This is a genomic window from Chromohalobacter sarecensis (genome assembly GCF_023061135.1).
Taxonomy (GTDB): domain Bacteria; phylum Pseudomonadota; class Gammaproteobacteria; order Pseudomonadales; family Halomonadaceae; genus Chromohalobacter; species Chromohalobacter sarecensis.
Genome location: NZ_JAKGAN010000003.1, coordinates 223100 through 245387, shown reverse-complemented (window position 1 = coordinate 245387; position 22288 = coordinate 223100). Strand labels below are relative to the sequence as shown.

20 protein-coding genes and 3 tRNA genes are annotated in these 22288 nt (G+C 61.3%); 15 read left to right on the top strand and 8 right to left on the bottom strand.

Translation table 11 applies throughout. The features are described from left to right. Positions 1 to 67: 67 nt before the first annotated feature. From uvrC to L1071_RS06885, 5 genes are all read left to right on the top strand, one after another. Entirely contained in the window at positions 68 to 1882 is a 1815-nt protein-coding gene (uvrC, locus tag L1071_RS06905; RefSeq protein WP_246970385.1) for an excinuclease ABC subunit UvrC, read from the top strand. A 64-nt stretch (positions 1883 to 1946) separates the two neighbouring features. Further along, the gene (gene pgsA / locus L1071_RS06900; protein WP_246970367.1) at positions 1947 to 2495 is read left to right on the top strand and encodes a CDP-diacylglycerol--glycerol-3-phosphate 3-phosphatidyltransferase; all 549 of its coding nucleotides are present in this window, start codon (positions 1947 to 1949) and stop codon (positions 2493 to 2495) included. A 77-nt stretch (positions 2496 to 2572) separates the two neighbouring features. Next, positions 2573 to 2647, top strand: a tRNA-Gly gene (locus tag L1071_RS06895). 115 nt (positions 2648 to 2762) lie between these two features. Further along, positions 2763 to 2836: transfer RNA gene (locus L1071_RS06890), tRNA-Cys, on the top strand. Positions 2837 to 2870: 34 nt separating this feature from the next. Next, positions 2871 to 2957: transfer RNA gene (locus L1071_RS06885), tRNA-Leu, on the top strand. A 90-nt stretch (positions 2958 to 3047) separates the two neighbouring features. Here the strand turns inward: L1071_RS06885 and L1071_RS06880 are convergent. Next, entirely contained in the window at positions 3048 to 3863 is an 816-nt protein-coding gene (locus L1071_RS06880; RefSeq protein WP_246970363.1) for a helix-turn-helix domain-containing protein, read from the bottom strand. A 184-nt stretch (positions 3864 to 4047) separates the two neighbouring features. Then, positions 4048 to 4503, bottom strand: coding sequence for a hypothetical protein (locus L1071_RS06875; protein ID WP_425531232.1), 456 nt, complete (start codon positions 4501 to 4503; stop codon positions 4048 to 4050). A 261-nt stretch (positions 4504 to 4764) separates the two neighbouring features. Here L1071_RS06875 and L1071_RS06870 point away from each other — a divergent pair, with 261 nt between their 5' ends. Both L1071_RS06870 and L1071_RS06865 read left to right on the top strand, forming a co-directional pair. Next, positions 4765 to 6486 carry a proline--tRNA ligase gene (locus L1071_RS06870; protein WP_246970349.1) on the top strand — a complete coding sequence of 574 codons (1722 nt, stop codon included), beginning with the start codon at positions 4765 to 4767 and terminating at the stop codon, positions 6484 to 6486. 38 nt (positions 6487 to 6524) lie between these two features. After that, positions 6525 to 8558, top strand: coding sequence for a putative bifunctional diguanylate cyclase/phosphodiesterase (locus L1071_RS06865; RefSeq protein ID WP_246970338.1), 2034 nt, complete (start codon positions 6525 to 6527; stop codon positions 8556 to 8558). A 23-nt stretch (positions 8559 to 8581) separates the two neighbouring features. On the opposite strand, the gene L1071_RS06860 is transcribed toward L1071_RS06865, so the two are convergent. Together L1071_RS06860 and rfaH are read right to left on the bottom strand one after the other, a co-directional pair. Next, on the bottom strand, positions 8582 to 9088 hold the full coding sequence (locus tag L1071_RS06860; RefSeq protein WP_246970335.1) for an FKBP-type peptidyl-prolyl cis-trans isomerase: 507 nt from the start codon (positions 9086 to 9088) through the stop codon (positions 8582 to 8584). Positions 9089 to 9124: 36 nt separating this feature from the next. Continuing rightward, positions 9125 to 9673 carry a transcription/translation regulatory transformer protein RfaH gene (gene rfaH / locus L1071_RS06855; RefSeq protein ID WP_246970332.1) on the bottom strand — a complete coding sequence of 183 codons (549 nt, stop codon included), beginning with the start codon at positions 9671 to 9673 and terminating at the stop codon, positions 9125 to 9127. A 157-nt stretch (positions 9674 to 9830) separates the two neighbouring features. Between rfaH and L1071_RS06850 the strand changes: the two genes are divergently transcribed. Next, positions 9831 to 11174, top strand: a complete 1344-nt coding sequence (locus tag L1071_RS06850; protein ID WP_246970321.1) for an AmpG family muropeptide MFS transporter — start codon at positions 9831 to 9833, stop codon at positions 11172 to 11174. A gap of 34 nt (positions 11175 to 11208) precedes the next feature. Here the strand turns inward: L1071_RS06850 and L1071_RS06845 are convergent, their stop codons facing one another. Then, complete coding sequence (locus tag L1071_RS06845) at positions 11209 to 13014, bottom strand: SEC-C domain-containing protein (RefSeq protein WP_246970318.1); 1806 nt, start codon at positions 13012 to 13014, stop codon at positions 11209 to 11211. Between the two features lie 138 nt (positions 13015 to 13152). Here L1071_RS06845 and L1071_RS06840 point away from each other — a divergent pair, with 138 nt between their 5' ends. The 4 genes from L1071_RS06840 to L1071_RS06825 all read left to right on the top strand — a co-directional run bounded on the left by L1071_RS06840 (position 13153) and on the right by L1071_RS06825 (position 18747). Further along, on the top strand, positions 13153 to 15072 hold the full coding sequence (locus L1071_RS06840; protein ID WP_246970315.1) for a hypothetical protein: 1920 nt from the start codon (positions 13153 to 13155) through the stop codon (positions 15070 to 15072). A gap of 100 nt (positions 15073 to 15172) precedes the next feature. Then, a complete protein-coding gene (locus L1071_RS06835; RefSeq protein WP_246970312.1) occupies positions 15173 to 17137 on the top strand; it encodes a DNA topoisomerase III in 1965 nt (654 codons plus the stop codon). 174 nt (positions 17138 to 17311) lie between these two features. Further along, positions 17312 to 17578, top strand: a complete 267-nt coding sequence (locus tag L1071_RS06830) for a hypothetical protein (RefSeq protein ID WP_246970309.1) — start codon at positions 17312 to 17314, stop codon at positions 17576 to 17578. Beyond that, positions 17575 to 18747 carry an FUSC family protein gene (locus L1071_RS06825; RefSeq protein WP_246970299.1) on the top strand — a complete coding sequence of 391 codons (1173 nt, stop codon included), beginning with the start codon at positions 17575 to 17577 and terminating at the stop codon, positions 18745 to 18747. The genes L1071_RS06830 and L1071_RS06825 overlap by 4 nt, the downstream gene beginning before the upstream one ends. A 36-nt stretch (positions 18748 to 18783) precedes the next feature. Here the strand turns inward: L1071_RS06825 and L1071_RS06820 are convergent, their stop codons facing one another. Together L1071_RS06820 and L1071_RS06815 are read right to left on the bottom strand one after the other, a co-directional pair. After that, positions 18784 to 19095 (bottom strand): hypothetical protein, encoded by a 312-nt coding sequence (locus L1071_RS06820; protein WP_246970298.1) that lies wholly within the window; start codon positions 19093 to 19095, stop codon positions 18784 to 18786. 55 nt (positions 19096 to 19150) lie between these two features. Continuing rightward, positions 19151 to 19429, bottom strand: a complete 279-nt coding sequence (locus L1071_RS06815; protein WP_246970296.1) for an FAD assembly factor SdhE — start codon at positions 19427 to 19429, stop codon at positions 19151 to 19153. 224 nt (positions 19430 to 19653) lie between these two features. Between L1071_RS06815 and L1071_RS06810 the strand changes: the two genes are divergently transcribed. The 3 genes from L1071_RS06810 to lapB are packed head-to-tail and all read left to right on the top strand — an operon-like array spanning position 19654 to position 21482. Continuing rightward, positions 19654 to 19950, top strand: coding sequence for an integration host factor subunit beta (locus L1071_RS06810; RefSeq protein ID WP_040241697.1), 297 nt, complete (start codon positions 19654 to 19656; stop codon positions 19948 to 19950). A gap of 41 nt (positions 19951 to 19991) precedes the next feature. Continuing rightward, complete coding sequence (locus L1071_RS06805) at positions 19992 to 20297, top strand: lipopolysaccharide assembly protein LapA domain-containing protein (protein WP_246970293.1); 306 nt, start codon at positions 19992 to 19994, stop codon at positions 20295 to 20297. Continuing rightward, entirely contained in the window at positions 20298 to 21482 is a 1185-nt protein-coding gene (lapB, locus tag L1071_RS06800; RefSeq protein ID WP_246970290.1) for a lipopolysaccharide assembly protein LapB, read from the top strand. It begins immediately after the preceding gene. A 3-nt stretch (positions 21483 to 21485) separates the two neighbouring features. Here lapB and pyrF read toward each other — a convergent pair whose 3' ends face one another. Then, positions 21486 to 22187, bottom strand: coding sequence for an orotidine-5'-phosphate decarboxylase (gene pyrF / locus L1071_RS06795; protein ID WP_246970287.1), 702 nt, complete (start codon positions 22185 to 22187; stop codon positions 21486 to 21488). Positions 22188 to 22288: the final 101 nt, after the last annotated feature.

Below are 22288 nucleotides of genomic sequence, written 5' to 3'. Positions count from 1 at the left end.
GGCTCCGACGCCCCTTTCCCTTTGATACACTAGCGGGCATGACCGACTCAACGAATGTCCTGCACCCATGAGCTTCGATGCCAAGCACTTCCTCAAAACGGTTTCCGAGTCGCCTGGCGTGTATCGCATGCTGGATACCGACGGCGAGATCTTGTATGTAGGCAAGGCCAAGCGGCTCAAGGCACGTCTCGCCAGCTATTTTCGCGGTGCCCTCAATACCAAGACGCAGGCCCTGGTCGGGCGCATCGCAGATATTCAGGTCACCATCACGCGCACCGAGACCGAGGCGCTGCTGCTCGAACAGACGCTCATCAAGGAGCAACGGCCGCCGTACAACATTCTCCTGCGCGATGATAAGTCCTATCCGTTCATCTTCGTCTCGGATCGCCACCCTTATCCCGCACTCGAGTTCAAACGTGCGCGCGGGAAACGCGGCGACGGTCGCTACCTGGGCCCCTTCCCCAGCTCGACCGCCGTCCGCGAAAGCCTATCGTTGGTGCAGAAAATATTTCGCATCCGCAATTGTGAGGACAGCGTCTTCGCCCATCGCACCCGGCCGTGTCTTCAATATCAAATACAGCGCTGCAGCGCGCCCTGTGTCGACTATATCGGCCGCGAGGAATACCAGCGCGATATCGACCACGCCATCATGTCCCTGGAAGGTCGCAGCGAACAGGTGACCGCGCAGCTCACCCAGGACATGGAAGCCGCCAGCCAGGCGCTGGACTTCGAGGAAGCGGGACGTCTTCGCGACCAGATTCAGCAACTGCGCCGCCTGCAGGAGCGTCAGATCGTCGACACCGGCGACGGCGATGCCGATATCTTCGCCCTCGCCGAGCGCCCGGGCGGCGTCTGCATCAGTGCTTTGAGCGTACGTGGTGGACGCATGCTCGGGGCGCGCCACCACATGCCGCAAAATGGCCTGGACCTGACAGCGGAGGAGCTGCTCGGTGCATTCATTAGCCATTATTATCTGGGCCATGATCGCGACATCCCCAGCGAGGTCATCACGGCCCTGCCGCTTGTAGATGCCGATGTCATTCAGGCCGCACTCTCCGAACGTGCCGGCAAACGCATCCGTGTGGCGCATCAGGTACGCGGTCATCGCGCCCAATGGCTGCGTCTCGCCGGCACCAACGCCGAACAACACCTCACCAGCCAGTTGGCCAATCGCTCGCAGCTGGCAAAGCGCTTCGATTCCTTGCGCGAGGCACTCAACCTGCAGGAGATCCCGACGCGCCTGGAGTGTTTCGACATCAGCCATAGCCACGGTGAAGCGACGGTCGCCTCGTGTGTGGTATTCGATCAGGATGGACCGGTGAAATCCGATTATCGACGTTTCAATATCGAAGGCGTCGCGGCGGGCGACGATTACGCGGCCATGCGCCAAGCGCTGACACGCCGCTACAAGCGCCTGGTTCAGGACGATAGCAAACTGCCCGACGTGCTTATCGTCGATGGCGGCAAAGGGCAGCTCAACATGGCACGCGAAGTGCTCGAGGATGTCGGCATCATGAGCACGCACCTGCTCGGGGTCGCCAAGGGCACGACACGCAAGCCCGGCCTCGAGACGCTGTTCCTGGAAACCGTCGACAATGCCTTATCGCTCGATAGCGCCTCCCCTGGCTTGCACCTGATCCAGCATATCCGTGACGAGGCGCACCGCTTTGCGATTACCGGGCATCGCCAGCAGCGCGATAAACAACGCCGTACCTCGACCCTGCAGGACATCCCCGGTGTCGGCCCCAAGCGCCGCAGGGAGTTGTTGCGCTTCTTCGGCGGGCTCCAGGGCGTCCGCCAGGCCAGCCGCGATGAGCTGGCCCGCGTACCCGGCATCAGCGCGCAAATGGCCACGACCATTCATCAGGCCTTGCATGGATGAGCCATGAACGGAAAGATACAATAGCACGACGACCTCATTCACCAGTCAGGACTTACATGCCGCGATGAACATCCCCAACCTATTGACGCTTGCTCGAATCGTGTTCATTCCCTTACTGGTGATCGCCTTCTATCTCCCTTATGCCTGGAGCATGCTCCTGTGCGCGGGGTTGTTTGGGCTTGCCGCAGTGACCGACTGGCTCGACGGTTACCTGGCTCGCCGCTGGAATCAAAGCACCCCCTTCGGCGCCTTTCTCGACCCGGTCGCAGACAAGCTCATGGTCGCCGTCGCCCTCGCGCTACTGATCGAGCGTTTCGACGCCGTGTGGCTGACACTGCCGGGCCTGGTCATCATTGGTCGAGAGATCGTCATCTCGGCGTTACGCGAGTGGATGGCGGAACTCGGCAAGCGTGGTAGCGTCGCCGTCTCTTGGGTAGGGAAACTCAAGACTACCCTGCAGATGGTCTCGCTGCTGCTGCTGCTCGGCTTCGCGCCTGGCTCGATGATCTCCAACCTAGGCGTCGTTCTGCTCTATGTCGCCGCCGCGCTGACGCTATGGTCGATGTTCCAGTACCTGCGCGCGGCGTGGCCGGAATTGACGCGCTCCATGTGAGCGTACTTTTTACTTCGCAGAGGCACATAAACGTTTGACATTCACAGACTTATCCCTATAATACGTCCTCGAGTTCGGCGGGAATAGCTCAGCGGTAGAGCATCGCCTTGCCAAGGCGAGGGTCGCGAGTTCGAATCTCGTTTCCCGCTCCAAAACTTGGTAGTATTGGAACGGTCGATGAAGGTCGCAAGCTGGAACGCCAGCCCGGTCAAATCTCGTTTCCCGCTCCAAACTCGAACGTTGATCGTTCTTCAACGCGTTCAAAAAGGCTGGATGGCAGAGTGGTGATGCAGCGGACTGCAACTCCGTGTACGCCGGTTCGATTCCGACTCCAGCCTCCATTTCTTATATGGTGTTCCCCTTCCGTATCCGTTAGCCCGGATGGCGAAATAGGTAGACGCAAGAGACTTAAAATCTCTCGGTGGTAACACCGTGCCGGTTCAAGTCCGGCTCCGGGCACCAGTAGAATAAAGCGCTTGGCGCCCTCTCCTATTCGTATTTCTGTCGGTAACTCTCTAAAGCGTCGACATAGCGGCCACCCCGCACTTGGTCTCAGTGAGCCGACACACCAGCGAGATGTCTGGAGCTCGGCGAGGTGACCGGGGTATGCCAGATGGACTGACGCCCACGCCCATCCGCCAACGCCATGAGCCCGTCCAGATCGTCGATTCTTATTTCTCGCCCCTTTGCCGTGAGCAACTCCAGGTCCTGGAAACGTCCCAATAGACGACTCACCGTCTCGACCGCTAACCCCAAATAATTGCCTATATCGCTACGCGACATGGAAAGGCGGAAGCTAAACGGCGAATATCCCTGTTGTCTAAAGCGTGTCGACAAGGCGAGCAGAAAGCTGGCCAAACGCACATCGGACGTTCTATTCAAAAATAGACGCACCATCATGCGCTCCTGATGCAATGCGCGACTCATCACCCGTAGAAAACAACCGTTCATGCCCAGCTCACTCGGTCTCTTCTGGGCAAGCTCTTCGAGCGCTTCAGGCAATATTTCGCAGACGGAGGTCGTTTCCAATGCCTGCGTCACTCCCGGATGAAAACCACGACTGATGGCATCAAGCCCCACCACTTCGCCCGGTAAATAAAACTGGGTAATGTGCTCTTCATTAGTGATATCACGATAGACTTGCTTCAAGCTTCCGCAGCGAATGATATACAGACTCTTGAACTCTTCGCCTTGTGCGAATAGCGTTTGGCGCTTTCTCAAGGGCGACACCTGACGACTGATGGTACTGAACGTCTCCAGCTCGTCCACCGACAAGGGCGCTGGCAAGCACATGTTGCTCAAACGATAGGTTTGCGTCGGGTGCTCGGACGGTGCCGCAAATCGAGAAGCTTTATATTGTGATGTCATGGTAGACTCCCTGCGTCTGAATCGAGTGTTCAGTATGCGTTAGAGTCTTTTTGAGAACAGTTTGATATTCGCGTTTACATGTCTGGTTTTTCTCATGCCAATCACGAATTGCCTCGTAGCATGACACTCATCAAAATCATGTGAGACAACTCGCACTAGACTGCTTCATTCCCCAACAAAGTCCTTACATCGAGGCAAGACGTTCTTTATCGTAAGTACCTGACATGCGCACCAGCGCCAGCGCCTCATCGCGAGAAGCGACCCGTTCGATGCGCACGAGTTCGTCGTCTAGAGGCACTGATTCACCCGTGCGCTCGGCCAGCACCGACTCGAGCGTTTGCGTATCCAATTCGTCTTTGAAATGCAGTGTATCCACCTGCGCGGTATCGCGACTCGGCAGGTAGATCGTGCCATTGGAAAAGTCGATGGCGTAAGCGATGACGCCGGGGATGATATAAAACAGCAGGCCCACGCCATCGGCGATCGCCACTGCAGGGTCGACACGCCCACTCGGCTGCCCTTTACGCTCGGGATAGAATACCGTTCCGCACCCCGCCAGCGTCGTGGTGGTGGCCACGATAGTCAGCGCCGCCATCCAGCGGCGAACCTGGAAGACTTTCCGGTCGTGCATGGTACTCATCACTTTATCCTCTTGCTCTGTTCACATACATTATTTAAGGCCAAGACGACGGCACCCATCGACCGGGTATTACACGCGTAAGGATATCGTAAACGTCGCGGCAACGTGAGCCTGCCTCACGAAACTCGACGCTCTGCTTCGGTGCTCTCCAATACGCATCACTTTTGCCGCGTTTACGCCTTAACCGTACAATAGCCCCATTTGCCGCGCCGCTTCAGGGCGACGCGATGTTAGGCCTCGAATCCAAGGAACCGCTTGTCCATGCGCGCCAGTCAATTGTTGATCTCCACCCTCAAGGAAACCCCCGCCGACGCCGACATCGTCAGCCACCAGCTGATGCTGCGCGCGGGCATGATTCGCCGCCTGAGCTCGGGGCTCTATACCTGGCTCCCTCTGGGGCTGCGCACGCTTCGCAAGGTCGAGAACATCGTGCGCGAGGAAATGAACCGCGCTGGCGCTCAGGAAGTCCTGATGCCAGCGATCCAGCCAGCGGAGTTGTGGCAGGAGTCCGGACGCTGGGACCAATACGGCAACCTGCTACTACGCATTCGTGACCGCCACGAGCGCGATTTCTGCTACGGCCCGACGCACGAGGAAGTGATCACCGACCTGGTGCGTAACGAAATACGCTCCTACAAGCAGGTGCCCTCCAACTTCTACCAGATCCAGACCAAGTTCCGTGACGAGACGCGGCCGCGCTTCGGCGTCATGCGTGCCCGCGAGTTCATCATGAAGGATGCCTACTCCTTCGATATCGACCAGGCCGGCCTGCAGCGCTCCTACGACGCGATGTATGATGCCTACATGCGCATCTTCACGCGTCTGGGACTGGATTTCCGCGCCGTGGAAGCCGACAACGGCGACATCGGCGGCACCGGCTCCCACGAGTTTCAGGTGCTGGCCGATTCCGGCGAGGATGCAGTGGTATTCTCCACGTCGTCCGACTACGCGGCCAACATGGAGAAAGCCGAGGCGCTCCCCGCCCCGTTGGGAGAGACACCCGAGCGCGCCGCGCCCCAGGAAGAACTGCGCCTAGTCGACACGCCCCATGCGCGTACTATCGCCACCTTGGTCGAGCAGCATGGCCTGCCCATCGAGAAGACCATCAAGACATTGATGGTGCATGCCGCAGAAGGCGGCCTGGTGGCCTTGCTGGTGCGTGGCGACCACGAACTCAACGAGGTCAAGGCCGAGAACCTGCCCGAGGTTGCCGCGCCCCTGACCATGGCCAGTGAAGCGGAAATTCGCCAGGCAGTGGGCGCCGGCCCCGGCTCACTGGGACCGGTCAATCTGGAGATGCCGCTGATCATCGATCGCAGCGTGGCACTGATGAGCGACTTCGGTGCCGGCGCCAACATCGACGGCCAGCACTATTTCGGCATCAACTGGGAGCGCGACGTCGCCCTGCCCAAGGTGGCTGACTTGCGCAACGTGGTCGAGGGCGATCCCTCGCCAGATGGCAAGGGCACATTGGCCATCGCACGCGGCATCGAAGTCGGCCACGTCTTCCAGCTAGGTACAAAGTATTCCACGGCGATGAATGCCACCGTGCTCGACGACAATGGCCAGGCAGTGCCTTTGCTGATGGGCTGCTATGGCATTGGCGTCACCCGCGTCGTCGCCGCTGCCATCGAGCAGAGCCACGATGCCGGGGGCATCATCTGGCCGAATGCCATCGCCCCGTTCGAAGTCACGCTCGTGCCCATGAACGCACATAAATCCGAGCGCGTTCGCGAGTATGCCGAAACCCTTTATCAGCAACTCAGCGACGCCGGCGTCGACGTACTGATCGATGATCGCGACCTGCGCCCCGGCGTCAAATTCGCCGACCAGGAACTGATCGGGATTCCGCACCGCGTGGTGATCGGCGAGCGCGGACTGGATAACGGCGAGCTGGAATACAAAGGACGCCGCGATAGCGAGGTCACTATGGTGCCCGCTAATACGATGCTCGACTTCCTGCGTCAACGCCTGACAACCTGATCGACTCATATTTGATTCGACAACCGCCGGTGCCGCACATGACGCCCGATACCGCCGGCCAATTAAACCGCTTGCGTAAAGAACAACGTCGTAACAGTTTGCTTTTCCGCGTGTTTGCGGTAGGTAGCGGGATCGCCATCGGGGCGTCGCTGCTCTTCGAGCAACGCCTGTCCTGGTTGATGGCGATCACGATCATGGTGATGCTGATGGGGGCGGTTTTGCGACATCGCATGGCCCAACAGACACGCCACAACATTGCGCAATGGGAAGCGCTGATGGAGACGCAAAAGCGCCAGGCGGAGCAACAGGAAGCCTGGCGTCGAATGCGTGAACTGTTACAGCGTGACCTCGATGAAGACGCCTTCCTGCGTGCCTTGCTCGACACCAGCGCCGAGGTTCTAGGCGCGGAGCGTGCCAGTCTATGGTTCCTCGACAAGGATCGCGCCCTGACCTGCCGCATGTCGCTCGTTGAAGCACTCAATGGCATCAGGCTGGCGCCCACCGGACTGGATGGCTATCTCGCATCACTGACGCAAAACCCTTGCCTGGTCACATCCGACGCTCAACATGACGAACGCCTCAGTGGCTTGCACCATTACCTCCGCGAAAATCGTATTCACGCCATGCTGGATGTAGGGATCTTCGTCGGCGGTGAGCTACGTGGGGCGATCTGCTGTGAGTCGACCTCCCCGCGCGAGTGGCATGGCGATGAAATCACCACCCTGATGGGGTTCGCGGGACTGCTCTCCCAGTTTTCGGAATCCTTGCGCCGTCGCGAGGTAGAGTATGACCTGTATCGCCAACTCCACCACGACGAAGTCTCGGGACTGGCAACACTGAGAGGGCTCCTCGAGCGATTGCAAGCGCTGACACAACGCGACGAGGCATTCCACCTGCTGGTGTTACGGCTGGGCGGTCTCGGCCATATCAACGAGACACTCGGCCAACAGGCCGGTGATGAAGCGATTCGTCAGGTGGCCGAGAAACTCAAGGAACGCCTGTCCGAGCTGCAAGGCAGCATTCACGTCGGCCGCCTTCCGGCCAATCGCCTGCTGATCGCGATTCCCGGGCAAACGGATGAGTCGCTGCGCCGCTACTGCCTGGAACGGCTTCTCTCACTGGGCGAGGATAGCTGGCGTATCTTCGGCACGCCCAGCCAGTTGCGTTTCAATGCCGGCGTGGCACGCTACCCGCTCGACGCGCAGGATATCGAATCGCTGTTACAACGCGCCGAACTCGCGGTGCAGCACGCACGCGAGGCACCACCGCCCCACTTGGCGTTCTACACCAGCCAGCTAAGCGATTGGGAACAGCGCCTCAACCGCCTGGAACGCGAATTGCGCACGGCGCTCGACGAACACCAGTTTCGTCTGTATCTACAGGGCCAGTTTGACCCTGCGGGACGCTTGGCGGGCGCCGAAGTGCTCTTGCGCTGGCAACATCCACGCGACGGGCTGCTGGCACCGGGCAGTTTCATTGCCGAAGCCGAGTACAGCGGCTTGATACGTCCCATGGGCCAGTGGGTACTCGACCAGGCCTGCGCCTTGCTCGGCGGCGCGCTGCACGGCAGCGAACTGTCGCTCTCGGTCAACGTCTCGGTACAACAGCTCCATGACGATGCTTTCATTACGCACCTGGCGCAATTGCTCGAGCGTCATGCCTTCGCCCCTCGGCGGCTGATCCTGGAAGTCGTCGAATCGCTCCTTGTCACCCCGGGAGTCGCCGCCAGACTCAATGCGCTGCGTGCACTCGGCGTGCGCCTCGCCCTCGACGACTTCGGCACGGGTTATTCGTCGCTGCGCTATCTACAGGATTTTCGCGTCGACGAGATCAAGATCGATAAGGTCTTCGTCGATGCCATCACGCCGCGCTGCGACGCGCCATTGGTGCGCTCGATCATCGCCCTGGGCAAGGCGCTGGAACTCCGGGTGGTCGCCGAAGGGGTGGAAAACGCGGTGCAGCAAGACTATCTAAGCGCACGTGGCATCGACTTTCTGCAAGGCTACTATCTGGCACGCCCCGAGCCGGTGGATACATTCCTACGCCGGCTGGAAAAGACGCCGCCCGGGTAGATGCCCCAGGGTCGGTCCAGCCGCTATTGCTTGCGATCCTCGACCTCGGACGCCGTCACCTCCGCCTCCAACGGATGGCCCTTGGCAAGTTCGGCACGTCTTGCCGGGCGGATATCGAGAATTTCGACACGAAACACCAGCGCCTGTCCCGCCAGCGGATGATTGGCATCCACCGTCACCTGCTTATCGTCCGCCTCGATCAAGGTCACCGTGCGCGGCCCATCGGGGCCTTGGGCCTGAAAGCGCATGCCGGGTGACAACTCTTCGACGCCGGGAAAGGCCGTGCGCGCCACCGTCTGCACGAGATCGGGAGCATGCGTCCCATAAGCCTCCTCCGGCGCCAGGTTGATCTCACGGGTAGCGCCGCTGGAAACCCCCTCCAACGCCGCCTCTAGGCCTGGCAGGATATTGGCGTGGCCATGCAGATATTCGAGCGGCTCATCGCGTCGACGCGAGTCATCGAGCACATGTCCTGCCGAATCGCACAACACATAATGCAGGCGAACGACGTGTTGCGGCGAGATGTTCATGAAAACTCCTGGTCTTTACAGCATTTGATCGGCGGATCATGTCGTGCGGCGTAGATCGCCCACCGGCAACTCGAGACGTTGCTGATGATGCAGCATGTTGAGCAGGACGATGGCGCGCTCTTCGCCCTTCTGGGTCTCGAACACGGCCTTGAGCGCCTGAAAGGGTCCTTCGGTGATTTCGACGATTTCACCGGGGCGAAAGTAGACGTTGCCCGCTTCACGCGCCGTTTCATCACGCTGGGCACGAGCGACCAGCATCTCGACCAGCGCGTCCGGCACAGGCAGCGGCTCGTCGCCAAACGCCACTAGCCTCAATACGCCCCGGGTGGAGCGTATGGGCCGCCAATTGCTGGCCACCCGGTCGAGGCGAATGAACAAATAGTGAGGAAACAAGGGCTCGGCGATCCAGACCAACTTGTTGCGGCGCTTCTTCTGTACCTCGAGCACCGGATGGAAGACACGATAGCCTTGATTGGTCAGATGCTCGCTGGCACGGAAGGATTCCCCACCTTTGCACTGCACCACATACCAGCGCGGGCAGGCAGCCGCGTCGTCGAACGCGCTTGGATCGAGCTGATCGGTCATGTCCTCTGGCCTTCATCGTCGGGGTATGCCACGGTACGCAACCTACTTTTTCGCCACGCGCCTGGGCGCGGGCCGTTGCCGTGCAAACGCTGCATTCTAGCATTGTGCCGGATTCATGTCCGAGCCGCATCGGGCGGCTCGCTCAAGGGAGGAATCGATGACTCACGATGTCGCACACCGCCGCTGGCGCGACGCCTTGGCGGTTTATCTGCAGGCACCGGTCATCACCATGCTGTTTCTTGGCTTCGCCGCCGGCCTACCGTTCCTGCTGGTGTTCTCGACGCTCACGGCCTGGCTACGCGACGCCGGCGTAGAAGTCGCTGCTATCGGGTTCTTTTCCTGGATTGGCATCCTCTACTCGATCAAGATCGCCTGGGCGCCGATCGTCGACCGCGTCCCCCTACCCGGCTTGGGCCGCTGGTTCGGCCAACGCCGCAGTTGGATGCTCTGCGCCCAGTTGACGATCGCCGCAGGGTTACTGGGCCTCGCCACACTTTCACCGCCCGCACACCTCATCCCCATCGCCGGCCTGGCCCTGCTGGTCGCGTTCGGCGCGGCGACGCAGGATATCGTCATCGACGCCTATCGCATCGAGTCCGCCGAGGAAAGCGTGCAAGCCGCCATGGCCTCGACCTATATCATCGGCTATCGTGGCGGACTGCTCGCTGCGGGCGCCGGGGCGCTTTATATCGCCGACGCGGCCTCCTGGCATGTCGCCTACGCGTGCATGGCCGCACTCGTCGGGGTCGGCATCATCACTACCCTGGTGAGACCGGAGCCGCAGCGCTCGACGCTTGGCATCCAGCTCGCCAACGAACCACGCGTTCGCGCATTCTTGCACCAGCATCGGCACGCACCTCGGCGGCGGCGACGCTTCGGCGCCTGGGTCATCGGGGCCATTGTCTGCCCCTTCACCGACTTCTTCGCCCGTCACGGACGCACGGCTTTGTGGTTCTTGCTGTTCATCGCTCTCTACCGCATCAGCGACCTGGCGATGGCCGCGATGGCCAACCCGCTGTATATCGACCTGGGCTTCAGTCTCTCCGAGATCGCCAATGTGACCAAGGTATTCGGCATCGCCATGAGCATTCTCGGTGGCGTGGCCGGCGGCCTGCTGGTGGTGCGCTTTGGACTGGGACGGATGCTGGTGGTGGGCGCCCTCGCGACTGCCGTCACCAACCTGATGTTCGTAGCCCTAGCCAACGCGGGGCACAGCTTCCCTATGCTAGTCATGACCATCATGAGCGACAATCTCGCCAATGGGCTGGCGAGCACGGTCTTCATCGCCTTTCTCTCGAGCCTGACCTCACGTGCCTACACGGCAACGCAGTATGCCTTGTTCTCATCGCTGATGACGCTACCCGGCAAGTTTCTCGGCGGCTTCTCGGGGCTGGTGGTGGATGGCGTCGGCTACACCGGCTTCTTTACCGTTAGCGCGGCCTTGGGCGTACCCGCCGTGCTACTCGCGCTGTGGCTCGCGCGCGCCCAGCGCCGAACGTGACACCCAACGCGGTCACGCTCGCCCAGGCGACTTCTCAACGATGGGCGTCCAGCCATGCCATGGCGCCTGGCGTCGCCATCCACTGATCGCGCATCAACTGGCGATATTGCCACGCCTCGGCGCGCGTACCCGGCGCCGGCGCATCAACGGCCAGCGCGACCGGTTTCGGCTTCTCGTCACACAGCATCGGCAACAAGTAAGGGTTGGCCCGCTTGGCAACGCTTAGCACGACGTCAGCCTCGTCACGCCGTGCCAGGCGATACAAGGCGAGCACCCGCGCCATGGTCACGCCGATCATTTCTTCCTCATCGTGCGTGCCGCTGAGTTCGGCGGCCTCGTCGTCACGCCCTTCACGCAGCAACTGATCGAGCACCAGCTCGCGCAACCCCAAGTCATCTTCTTCATCGAGTTTCAGCACCCGTTCGGCGAGATGCCGCGAACGCGGCCGAGCGCCACGCTCCATCCCGACGATCAGCGCCAGGGCGGAGCGCAGCAAGGTGGCGTTGTCAGCGTCATCCCAAGCGAAGGGGCCTTGCTGGGTCTCGAGTTGTGACAGCCACGTCTCGAACCGCGCCGCCAGCGGTGCAAAGAAGCTCTCCGCCATCCACGGCAGGCTTCCGAAGCGGCTGGTCAACGCCAGGCACAGCGACTGCATCACCGCCGGTGAGCCCAGCCATTCGGGATGAGCACATAAGGCGGGCAGCCATTCTCCAGCGTTTTCCCAAGGGTCGGACTCGAAACTCAGGGCGGCATCTTCATCGATGGTCACCTTGAAATACTCGAACCACGCCGCGAAGGCGGTATCTTCACGCGCCGTGGAATGATATTCCACGTAACCTTTCGGCGTGCGCGACAATTGCAACTGAGGCGGCGCCTCCAGGGTATCGAGCAAGGCGGCAAGTGCCGCCAACGGCTCGGCCAGGTCTTCCTCGGAGTTGATCATCTGCTCGGCCAGGGTCGCCTCGGGATTGGCGGCCAGGTCGGCCAAAAACTGCAGTTGATCGGCCTCAAGGTCGGAACGCTTGGAAAGGCGACGCCACCAGAAATGCGCACGGGCACGTGCTTCTTCGGGATGCCCCTCGTGCAATAACAGCATAGATTCGATATAGGCCAGCGTCGGCGAGTCGGGCAGCGTTTGCTGGGCCCGCACGAAGGCTTCCCGGGCACTGGCCAAATCATCGCTGTCGAGATGCATCAAGCACAGGCGCTCGAGCGCCACACCGCGCAGGAAGGTCGGGCCACGTTCCAGAACCTCATCAAGTAACGCCGCCCGCTTGCGATGAAAACCGCGCGATTGATAGAGATCGACGAGGATTTCAAACGCCGGCTCGGCCTGCTCGGGCAGGCGCGACCAGTCACGCTCGCTGGAGAAGAGGCTTTCGAGGATCTGCTGGGCGCGCCCGCGCTGACCGCTTTCGGCGGCGATCAAACCGGCCTCCAGCAGTGCCTGATCCGGCGCTTTGCCGCTTACCAGGGCCGCCTTGAGTGTCTCGCCCGTCCATTCCTTGAGCGACAGCATCCACATCAGATGCGGGGGAACCGCCCCCGGCAGCGTCACCGCGCCGCAGCATTGCTTGGTCTTGCGACCCGAATCGCACCAGCAGGGCTCGTTGCGCCCCGGCCTCGCCAAGGGCTCAGGATCGAAACCCAGCCGCACCAGCGGCGTCTCGTTCCACAACAAGGGCGCCAAGGCCTGTGCCATGCTCAGGTCACCGCCGACACGCACCACTCCTTCGTCGCGCGCCCAGGTCATCAGCGCCGGATACTGCTCGTTGTCGCGTATCGCCTTCAACGCACCGCTGGCGTACCCCAGCAATTGTTCCACCCATGCGGCCAGCATCGCGACCCTCCAGAAAAAATCGCCTTATTCTAGCATGTCCGACGAGCAAGCCTCATCCGTCTACCACTTGGTGCACCCATGCCGCTTTTCGGGTATCGTCGCCGCTCGTCCGAACCCCGCCATGTAAGGGATGTCATCGTGCTCCTGCCGTTGCCGTTTCAGCGTAAAGCATCGCCCGCTCAAGAAACCTCACAGGTCCGCCTCGAACGCGAAGGACGCAACGAAATCCGGCGCATCACCGCAGCCGTCGAGAAGGTACCCTGGTCGGTCAGTCTGATGCAGATCCTATGGACGGCCGGTCCTGTGACGCTGCTCGGCGCCTGGGGTGGCTACCTGCTGGGTTACGGCAAGGCACCGACCACGGAAAACTACGTCTTCTTCATTTCCTACACGGTAATTACCGGCGCTGCGGGGATTCTGGCCAACCTCGGCTACCATCTCACTCAGGGACGCAAGGCCGAGAAGACATCCGGGCAGATCGAGCAGGTCATCAAGACCTTGCCCGAGCTACTCCTGGTTACCCGCGATCTGATCGTCGAAAGTCTCGAGGGCGATGCCCGGCGTCGCGAAGCTGCCGCCATGTTGCTGCGCAAGCATGATCTCTCGCCGGCAGGCGTCGAGTTGGCAGCCATCGAACTCCTTAACGATCGTGAAAGCGCACGCCTCATCGGTCAGATCGACGTCTACCGCCGGGTCGGCTTGCACGCCCGCATCCGCGATCTCGTCACCCAATACCGCGAGACGCTGGAACCCCAGTTCAACACCCTCTACGATACCGCACCCATCGCCACGCACCTGCTGCGCGAACGCTTCGAGGGGCGCGCCCCGGATCTTCATCAAGGCGTACCGCGCGATGAAAACTTCATCGAACGCGTCATGGCGGCCATCGAACAGGACAACGACCTGCTGATGACCCTTCAGGATGTCGAAGAGATGGTGATTCTGGCCTTCGAGCTGATCAGCGGGCGCAAGATTCCGGTGCTCTCGTTCGAGTATCGCGGCCGTTGGCGTCTCGCCCAGGCATTCGACAATCTGGAAGAGGCACGCGCACGCCAGCGCATCGCGCAAGCGACCGGCCTCTCGCGTCTCAAGGCGCTCAACGTCTACCTCGCCGAACAATCCGGCACCTTGGTCGAGGATAGCGCTTCGGGGTTACGCGCCGAATTGTTGCTGGAGCGTTCGGTGCAGGCGATGGACGCGTTGGCCGAGCAGATCGTACATCTCGCCCAGGCAGTGGAAGTCGGTCAGGAAGAGCGCAAGCGCGCATTGCGCACCAAGTCGGACATTCTCGCCAATGCCATCCAGCTCTACAAGAGCGTTTCCAGCGCCTACGAACAGGTGGGGCGCAGTCACGCTCATTTGCTCAAGTCCGTGGATCGCTGGGAGCGCATCACCGCCAGCCTATCCGACGACACGACGCGTCTGCGCCTAGGGCCGGGACGCCGAGGGTTACGCATTCGAGAACGCACCATTGCACTGGATGATGAAGCCAAGGCACGGGTCTGCAAGCACCTCGCCCGCTACTTGAACCAGACAGGCATCACGTCGCGTCATCACGAAGTGTGGCGCGGCGCGCACCGCGATGCCCAGCTCAGCGTCGGTGTGGATGCTGCCAAGCGCCTGGCCATCGAGATATTCCTCGCCCTCGAACCTCACGTGGGGCTGTCGCAACCCGCCACCCAGCGGGCCATCAATAGCTCCAACGCTGCTGATTTCGGTCAGATTGAGCCCAACCTGTCGGCGGCCGCCAAGGCGGCGCTGGGTGCCTCGATGGTCCGTGAAGTGGATACCGAGTTGTCACGCGCGGCGGAATCGTTGGCGTTGGCATTGGTGCGCCACTATCGCGTGGAACTCGAACCCGCCGCCATCGAGTTTCTCAAGCGCCAGTATGGCGCCCGCGACAGCACGTTGCAGATGCTCTCCAACATCAACCTGACGGGACGCGGCGACGCGCGCAACATCAGCTTTCTCAGTCATCGCCCGCCGGCCGTGGGAACACCCCACCGCGACTGGTATCGCGCCTTGGTGCGTGCGCGACGTCTCTTCGGACGCCGCTAGATACTGTCCAAAACTGGCTGCGCGCTGCGCCGATTCGCCCCACACACCGGATCGAACGTGGCAGAATAAGCGCCATGTTCATGCTGGATCGCCTAACGTCATGCGCCTGATCGTCGCCGAAAAACCCAGTCTGGCACGCGCCATCGCCGAGGCCTTGCCCACCAAAGCGCAACGTCAGGACGGCTATCTCGAATGCGGGGAGACCTGTATCAGTTGGTGCGTCGGGCATCTTCTTGAGCAGGCGCCACCCGACGCCTACGACACACGCTATCAGCAATGGCGCCTCGACGATTTACCCATCGTGCCAAAACAATGGCAGCTCATACCGCGCACCAAGGCCCGTGCACAGTTGGCCGTGATTCGTAAACTCCTCAAGCGTGCCGATAGCGTGGTGCATGCCGGCGATCCGGACCGCGAAGGGCAATTGCTGGTGCAACAGGTCATCGAACGCCTCGGCTGGCGTGGTCCGATGTCGCGACTGTTGATCAGCGATCTCAACCGCCCCGCCGTGCAACAAGCACTGCAACGCCTCGAAGACAATGCACGCTATCAGTCACTTTTCGCGGCCGCCGAGGCACGCTCACGCGCCGACTGGTTGTATGGTATCAACCTGTCGCGCGCCTGGACCTTGACCGGCCGCCAAGCCGGCCACTCGGGTGTACTCTCGGTGGGGCGCGTGCAGACGCCCGTGTTGGGACTCATCGTGCGCCGCGACCTGGAAATCGAACGTTTTGTCTCGCGCCCCTTTTATACGCTGTGGGCGGATCTCGGCGTCGAGCACGGCACGCTACGTGCCTGGTGGCAACCGCAACCGCCGCATCCGCTCGACGACCAGAAGCGACTATTGGCGCGCGAACCGGCCGAGGCACTGGCAGCCCGCCTACCCGGCGCCGAGGGACACCTGAGCACCCTACAAAGCAAGAAGAAGTCCCTGACGGCCCCGCTGCCGTATTCGCTCTCGGCGCTGCAGGTCGATGCCGCACGCCGTTACAAGCTACCGGCCAAGCGTGTACTGGATATCTGCCAGACGCTCTACGAGCGCCATCAACTTATCACCTATCCGCGTTCGGATTGCCGCTACCTGCCCGAAGGGCATTTCACCGCCGCGAAGCAGACACTTTCTGCGGCCTGCGCCTCTGACGACACCCTTGCTGGTTGGCTGCGCGGCGCCGACTTCAGCCGCCGCTCACGCGCCTGGAACGACAAGCAGGTCGGCGCTCACCACGCGCTGGCGCCCACCGGACGCCCTTTCGATGCGGCCCGCCTGTCCAATGATGAGGCCAACGTCTTCCGGCTGATCGCGCGCAATGTGCTGGCGCAATTCTACCCGCCGCTGGAAACGCGCGACGTCAAGGCCGAGTTCTCGATCCTCGGTGAGCGCTTTCGCGCCCAGGGCAGTGAGATACTCGTCGCCGGATGGAAGCCGCTATTTACCACCCGCGATGAAGCACCGCCGCTGCCCGCGTTGCGCGAAGGCGAAACCACGCGGGTCCAGGCGTGCGCCGTTGAGGATCGTCAGACGCGCCCGCCGGAGCCGTTCTCCGACGCCAGCCTGATCAAGGCGATGATGAACATCGCCCGCTACGTCGACGATGACGCGGTGCGTCGTACTCTGCGCGACACCGACGGACTGGGCACCGAGGCGACACGCGCCGGCATTCTGGAGACGCTCATCACGCGCGGCTACGTGATTCGTCAGCAAAGCGCACTGCGCGCCACGCGAACCGGCCGCGCGCTGATTCAAGCCTTACCGGATACCGCCACGCGCCCAGAGCGCACTGCCCTCTGGGAGCAACGACTGGCCGAAATCGCCGAAGGCAACGCCGACGCCACCGCGTTCCTCGACACTCTGGTGGGCGATGTCCACCAACTACTGAGTCAGGCGGACGCCGAGCGCATGCGTCAGGCCCTGGCCACGCCAGGCGGCGCCGAACCCACCGCACCATCGCGCGGTAAGCGCCGCAACGCCAAGCGCAGCGCAAGCGACAAACCGTCGACCACGCAGCGGCGCACCCGAAAACGCACCACGCCTCGAAAATCCACCACTAAAAAAGGTGAGACTTGATGGACTCATCGCCCACATGGTGGATTCTCGGCGCCGGCGCGCTGGGGCGACGCTTCGCCGCCTGCTTGACGACCACGCTGTCACCGAACGCCCACGATGCACCGCGCTGACACTCGAGACGCTGTATCATGACACTCCATCATGAATACCCGGACCACGACGAACGGAGTTTCCATGCGCCATCGCCTCTTCATCACGCTCTTGCTCGCCTTCCTGCTGCCGGGCCTGGGCCACCTGTTCCTGCGCCGTTGGGGCTGGGCGGCACTGTGGCTCGGCGGATTCATCGCACTGATGGCACTGATGATGATCCCCATTCGCTGGCTAAGTTTCATCTGGTTGCTGTTGCTACTCGTGCTGTGGACGGCAAGCCTGGTGCATGCGGCCACATTGGCGCGCGCTAAAGCCAAAGTACCTGCCGGACACCAACACGGAGCATCATGACCGTGATGTCACCCACTCGTCTGCGCGATCCGTATTTCATCTACCGTTACCGCCATCGACTGCACGTCCTGCGTACCTCACTAGCGTTGGCGATCACCTTCATCGTCATCCTGACGCTGCAGATTCCTCATGGCAGTTGGGCGCTGGTCAGCACAATGATGGTCATGGGCAATTTGCCGCATATCGGTGGCGTCATCGACAAAGGGGGGCAACGCCTGCTGGGCACGGTACTCGGGGCGATCTGGGGTATCCTGCTGGTCCTGATTCCCGCGCCGGCACCGTGGGTGGTGCCGGCCTGGACCTTGATTGGCATCGCGATCGCTACGCATACCACGTTCGCCACGCGTTATGGCTACAGCGCGCTGATGTTCGGCGTGACATTGCTGATGGTGGTGGGCGACGGCCACCAGGATTTGGGAATCGCGCTGTGGCGCGCCTTCGACGTGCTGATCGGGACAAGCATCGGTATCCTCGCCACCTTGTTCATTCTGCCCCAGAAAGCCACCGATTTATTTCGCTTCCTGCTCGCCGACAACCTCGACAAGCTAGCGCGCCTGTATCATGCGCACACCAATGCGACACAGCATGACGACGTCGATACCCGCCAGTTGCTGAAGAGCACGACGGATCAACTGGTCAAGCAACGCGGCCTGGTGGATGCCATCCATAGCGAGCGCCGTCTGCATCGCGACGACCTGGAGCGCATTTTGTCGCTGGAACGCCGCATGCTGTCGACGATCGAGCTACTCCTGGAAACGCATTGGGCCACGCGGGCCGGTCACGACATCATCGCCGAACTCGATGGCTTGCGTGACGAACAGCACCGCTTGGCGCGTGCGCTCGGCAGCCTGGCATTCCAGGTGCGCACGGGGCAGACCATCGACATCACGGTGGTCGCCTTCGACTTACAGCGCCATGCACAAGCCGCCCTGGAGGCACGCGGCGAAAACGGCCGCGTCCTGTTCAGCCCGAGCGGCTATTTGTGGCTCAATCGCGAGCTGGCCCGTCTGACTCAGGCACTCATCGACACCTTGCAAACGCTCGACCGTCTGCCCAGCGCCCGCTTGCGTCGCCGCGCCTCGCGTCACACCCTGATTCGCGATCGCCTGGCGATGCCGCTGGATACATCGCGGGACACCCCGGAACACGCCGATGATGACCTTCGCTGATGCCAAGATGCCGGTGAGCATCATTCCTGATGCGCGTCAGTGCCGTCCCGACGGCATAGCCTCCAGCAATCGTATACGCAGGAGGCGACGCGAGGTGGGTGCCGTGCTATCCGGCCACAGCCAAATAACGCGGCGTCCGATGCGCAATCCGATCAACCATGCGCCGATACGCAGAGGTCTTGGCGCCGCGTTCTGCCACTGCCCCGCAGCCTCACGCCACTCCCAGGTGGCGTGTTCCCCGTCGAGCCGCTCGCGCAATTCCCAGCGCCGCTGACCACGCCACCAGTAGCTCACCAGTGCCGCACCGCTAAGCGCTATCACTGACGTTAGCCACCATGTGCTCAGCATGAGCGCCAAGCCACTCACCACTCCCCAGACGAAGGCATGAAGCGCCAAGTCGAGCCTAGAGGGTACGATACTGATTGTTGGAAGTGCTTTCGGCATAATCGACGATCATTTGGACGATGCGACGCAACTCAGCGTCGGCGGGCCACTCCCGGCGCATTAGCCAGATGAAGAGATCTTGATCTTCCTGATCGATCAGCGTCTGATAACGGGCCTTGTCAGCATCATCGAGCTGGGGGTAGCAATGTTCGAGAAACGGGATCAGCAGTAGATCCAGCTCCCACATGCCACGCCGCGAGTGCCAGTAAAGCCGTTTGATGGTTACATCGTCCTGCATGGAGACTCCCAAGCGATGTCATGACATGAATAGATGACGAGTATACCCGAGGACTTGGCGAGACACATCGTTTCCACTCCTTGTTCAAAACCGGCTAAGATTGACTTGCAATGTGCTAGTGCGTTGTTTTATCAAGGTTTGAGCAGTATGCTGAATTCACAACAATACCGTGGTCGCTTTATTGCCCCTGTGCAGCGAGCGGCAAAGTCGCTTGGAGACATCCGATGACCAAGTCCGAGTTGATTGAACAGATTGCCATTCGGCAGCCAGAGCTGTCGGCCAAAGAGGTCGAGGCAGCGGTCAAGATCATCCTCGAAGACATCACCCACTCGCTTTCCAGCGGCGGGCGTGTCGAAATTCGCGGGTTCGGTAGCTTCTCCCTACACTTTCGGGAACCCCGGACCGGACGCAACCCCAAAACCGGCGACCCCGTCGACCTGCAGGGCAAGTTCGTGCCGCATTTCAAGCCCGGCAAGGAGTTGCGCGAACAGGTCAACGCCAGCCGTGCACTCGGCTACTAAAGCCCCCTGGGCGCCAATCTCCATGCAAAAGGAACCTGCCCATGCGTTGGTTTAAAGGTGTCGTGCTGGCTATCATCTTGCTGGTCGTCCTGTTGCTCGGCATTCTGTTTGCCGTCAACAACCAACAAGCCATGCCGCTCGACTTGATATGGGTCGAACTGCCACCCGCTTCACTGTCTCTTTGGCTGCTGATATCGCTGGCTTGTGGCGTGATTCTCGGCATGCTGGCCATGACCGGCATCTACCTGCGGCTGCGCACGCTCCTGACCCGTGCCCAACGCCACAATCAACAGCAACGCAAGGAACTGGATCGGCTACGCACCCAGGAGCTCAAGGAAGCGCCCTGAATGCTTGATCCACTGCTGCTTGGCCTATTGGTCGCGGCGATTGCCATCGGCTGGTGGCTCGGACGTCGCGAGCGCCGCCGCGCTCGCGACCCCCTATCTTCCGAAGTGTCGTTGCCCAAGGACTATTTCATTGGTCTCAATCATCTGCTCAACGAGCAGCCGGATCAGGCCATCGAGACGTTTGTACAAGCGCTTGAGGTCAACAGCGACACCATCGAGACGCACATTGCGCTGGGCAACCTGTTTCGTTCGCGCGGCGAAGCCGACCGTGCCGTCAAGATCCATCAAAATCTGTTAGCGCGCCCAACGCTGACCCCTTATCAAGGCGGACTCGTGCAGTTGGAATTGTCACGGGATTTTCTGAACCTGGGGCTGCTCGATCGCGCCGAACGCCTACTGCAAACACTGGTGAAAGACACTCCCGACGAGGGGCTGCGCGACGCTGCCAAACGCCTGCTGGTCGATCTGCTACAGCAAGAAAAGGAATGGCAACAAGCGTTGGATGTCGCCACGCCGCAGCTCATTCGCCAGGATACCGATATCAAGCGCGCTGCCGCTCACTGGCTTTGCGAACTCGCCCAACAGGACCGGCACAATGCGAGTCCTAGCGTGGCCCGCAAGCGTCTGCGCCAGGCCCTATCGATCGATGAGCACTGTGTCCGTGCCACGTGGTTGCTCGCTGAACTCGAACGCGACACTGGCCACTACAAGGCCGTGATCCGCCATCTCAAGCGCATCCCTGAGCAAGACCCCGGCTTCCTCCCCGTCATCCTCGAGCCCTTGCACGAGGCATATCGCCGCCTGGAGGACGAACCGGGCTGGCGCGCGTTTCTCGAGACCAAGTTGCAGGAAACGCACTTCACCAGCGTGGTGATCATGCTGGCGGCATCTCGCCTACGCACGGATAGTCAGGAAGCCGCCATCGAGCTCGTCAGTGAGCAGTTGCAAACACATCCCAGCTTACGGGGTGTCGATTACCTCATGGATCTTTACCTGATCGGCGAGGACCATGGGGACCGCGAGCGCCTGCTGCTGCTCAAACAGCACACCCAGAAGCTACTCGCGTCACGCCCCCGTCACCGCTGCCATCGCTGCGGTTTCGGCAGCGCCCAATTGCACTGGCAATGCCCGCGCTGCCAAAGCTGGGGGACCACCAAGCCCATCACCGGGCTGGAAGGCGAATAGTCGCTAGCGGTCAAGCTCGTGCTCGATAGCACCCAATGCCGCCATCGGATCCGAGGCTTGCGTCACCGGCCGGCCGATCACCAGATGCGTGCTTCCCGCCTCCAATGCCTGGGCTGGGGTCAACGTACGACGCTGGTCATCGCCACTCGAAGCGCTAGGTCGTATACCCGGCGTGACTTTCAAGAAAGTATCGCCACATAGTGCGCGCAACGCCGTGGCTTCCTGCGCGGAACACACTACTCCATCCATGCCGCTACATTGCGCTAACGCCGCCAAACGCTCGACCTGAGTCAACGGCTCGTCATCGACGCCAATCTCGACGAGATCCTCACGCGCCATACTGGTCAGTACAGTGACTGCGATCAGGTGCGTGGTGAGCCGACGATTCTCAAGCCGTTCTCTAGCCGCTTCCATCATGCGCCGCCCGCCACCGGCGTGGACGTTAACCATCCATACGCCATGATCCGCCGCCGCTTCGACGGCGCCCGCCACCGTATGGGGAATATCGTGAAACTTGAGATCCAGAAACACCTCGAAGCCACGTGCATGCAGTACCTCGAGTACCCGCGGGCCACTGCGTGTGAATAGCTCCTTGCCAACCTTGACCCGGCAGCGTGCGGGATCCAACCGGTCGGTCATGGCAAGCGCCTGGTCGAGATCAGGGTAATCGAGAGCGATGATCAACGGCGTGTCGGGGCGCGGCATGGTGTCTCCTGCTAGCAATATGATGATGGCGGCATTATACCGCCGCCCCCACGTCGCAACCTAGCGCCTGACGAGTATTCCGACCGCCCGCCAGTCAATAA

What these genes read in the sequence shown, in the direction of transcription:
- L1071_RS06875 (WP_425531232.1), bottom strand. Translation starts at nt 4,503, where the DNA reads ATGAGTACCATGCACGACCGGAAAGTCTTCCAGGTTCGCCGCTGGATG.
- uvrC (WP_246970385.1), top strand. Translation starts at nt 68, where the DNA reads ATGAGCTTCGATGCCAAGCACTTCCTCAAAACGGTTTCCGAGTCGCCT.
- L1071_RS06805 (WP_246970293.1), top strand. Translation starts at nt 19,992, where the DNA reads ATGCGTTGGTTTAAAGGTGTCGTGCTGGCTATCATCTTGCTGGTCGTC.
- L1071_RS06880 (WP_246970363.1), bottom strand. Translation starts at nt 3,863, where the DNA reads ATGACATCACAATATAAAGCTTCTCGATTTGCGGCACCGTCCGAGCAC.
- rfaH (WP_246970332.1), bottom strand. Translation starts at nt 9,673, where the DNA reads ATGACCGATCAGCTCGATCCAAGCGCGTTCGACGACGCGGCTGCCTGC.
- pyrF (WP_246970287.1), bottom strand. Translation starts at nt 22,187, where the DNA reads ATGCCGCGCCCCGACACGCCGTTGATCATCGCTCTCGATTACCCTGAT.
- L1071_RS06810 (WP_040241697.1), top strand. Translation starts at nt 19,654, where the DNA reads ATGACCAAGTCCGAGTTGATTGAACAGATTGCCATTCGGCAGCCAGAG.
- L1071_RS06830 (WP_246970309.1), top strand. Translation starts at nt 17,312, where the DNA reads ATGCGCCATCGCCTCTTCATCACGCTCTTGCTCGCCTTCCTGCTGCCG.
- L1071_RS06860 (WP_246970335.1), bottom strand. Translation starts at nt 9,088, where the DNA reads ATGAACATCTCGCCGCAACACGTCGTTCGCCTGCATTATGTGTTGTGC.
- L1071_RS06815 (WP_246970296.1), bottom strand. Translation starts at nt 19,429, where the DNA reads ATGCAGGACGATGTAACCATCAAACGGCTTTACTGGCACTCGCGGCGT.
- lapB (WP_246970290.1), top strand. Translation starts at nt 20,298, where the DNA reads ATGCTTGATCCACTGCTGCTTGGCCTATTGGTCGCGGCGATTGCCATC.
- L1071_RS06825 (WP_246970299.1), top strand. Translation starts at nt 17,575, where the DNA reads ATGACCGTGATGTCACCCACTCGTCTGCGCGATCCGTATTTCATCTAC.
- L1071_RS06820 (WP_246970298.1), bottom strand. Translation starts at nt 19,095, where the DNA reads ATGCTGAGCACATGGTGGCTAACGTCAGTGATAGCGCTTAGCGGTGCG.
- L1071_RS06835 (WP_246970312.1), top strand. Translation starts at nt 15,173, where the DNA reads ATGCGCCTGATCGTCGCCGAAAAACCCAGTCTGGCACGCGCCATCGCC.
- L1071_RS06865 (WP_246970338.1), top strand. Translation starts at nt 6,525, where the DNA reads ATGACGCCCGATACCGCCGGCCAATTAAACCGCTTGCGTAAAGAACAA.
- L1071_RS06850 (WP_246970321.1), top strand. Translation starts at nt 9,831, where the DNA reads ATGACTCACGATGTCGCACACCGCCGCTGGCGCGACGCCTTGGCGGTT.
- L1071_RS06845 (WP_246970318.1), bottom strand. Translation starts at nt 13,014, where the DNA reads ATGCTGGCCGCATGGGTGGAACAATTGCTGGGGTACGCCAGCGGTGCG.
- L1071_RS06870 (WP_246970349.1), top strand. Translation starts at nt 4,765, where the DNA reads ATGCGCGCCAGTCAATTGTTGATCTCCACCCTCAAGGAAACCCCCGCC.
- pgsA (WP_246970367.1), top strand. Translation starts at nt 1,947, where the DNA reads ATGAACATCCCCAACCTATTGACGCTTGCTCGAATCGTGTTCATTCCC.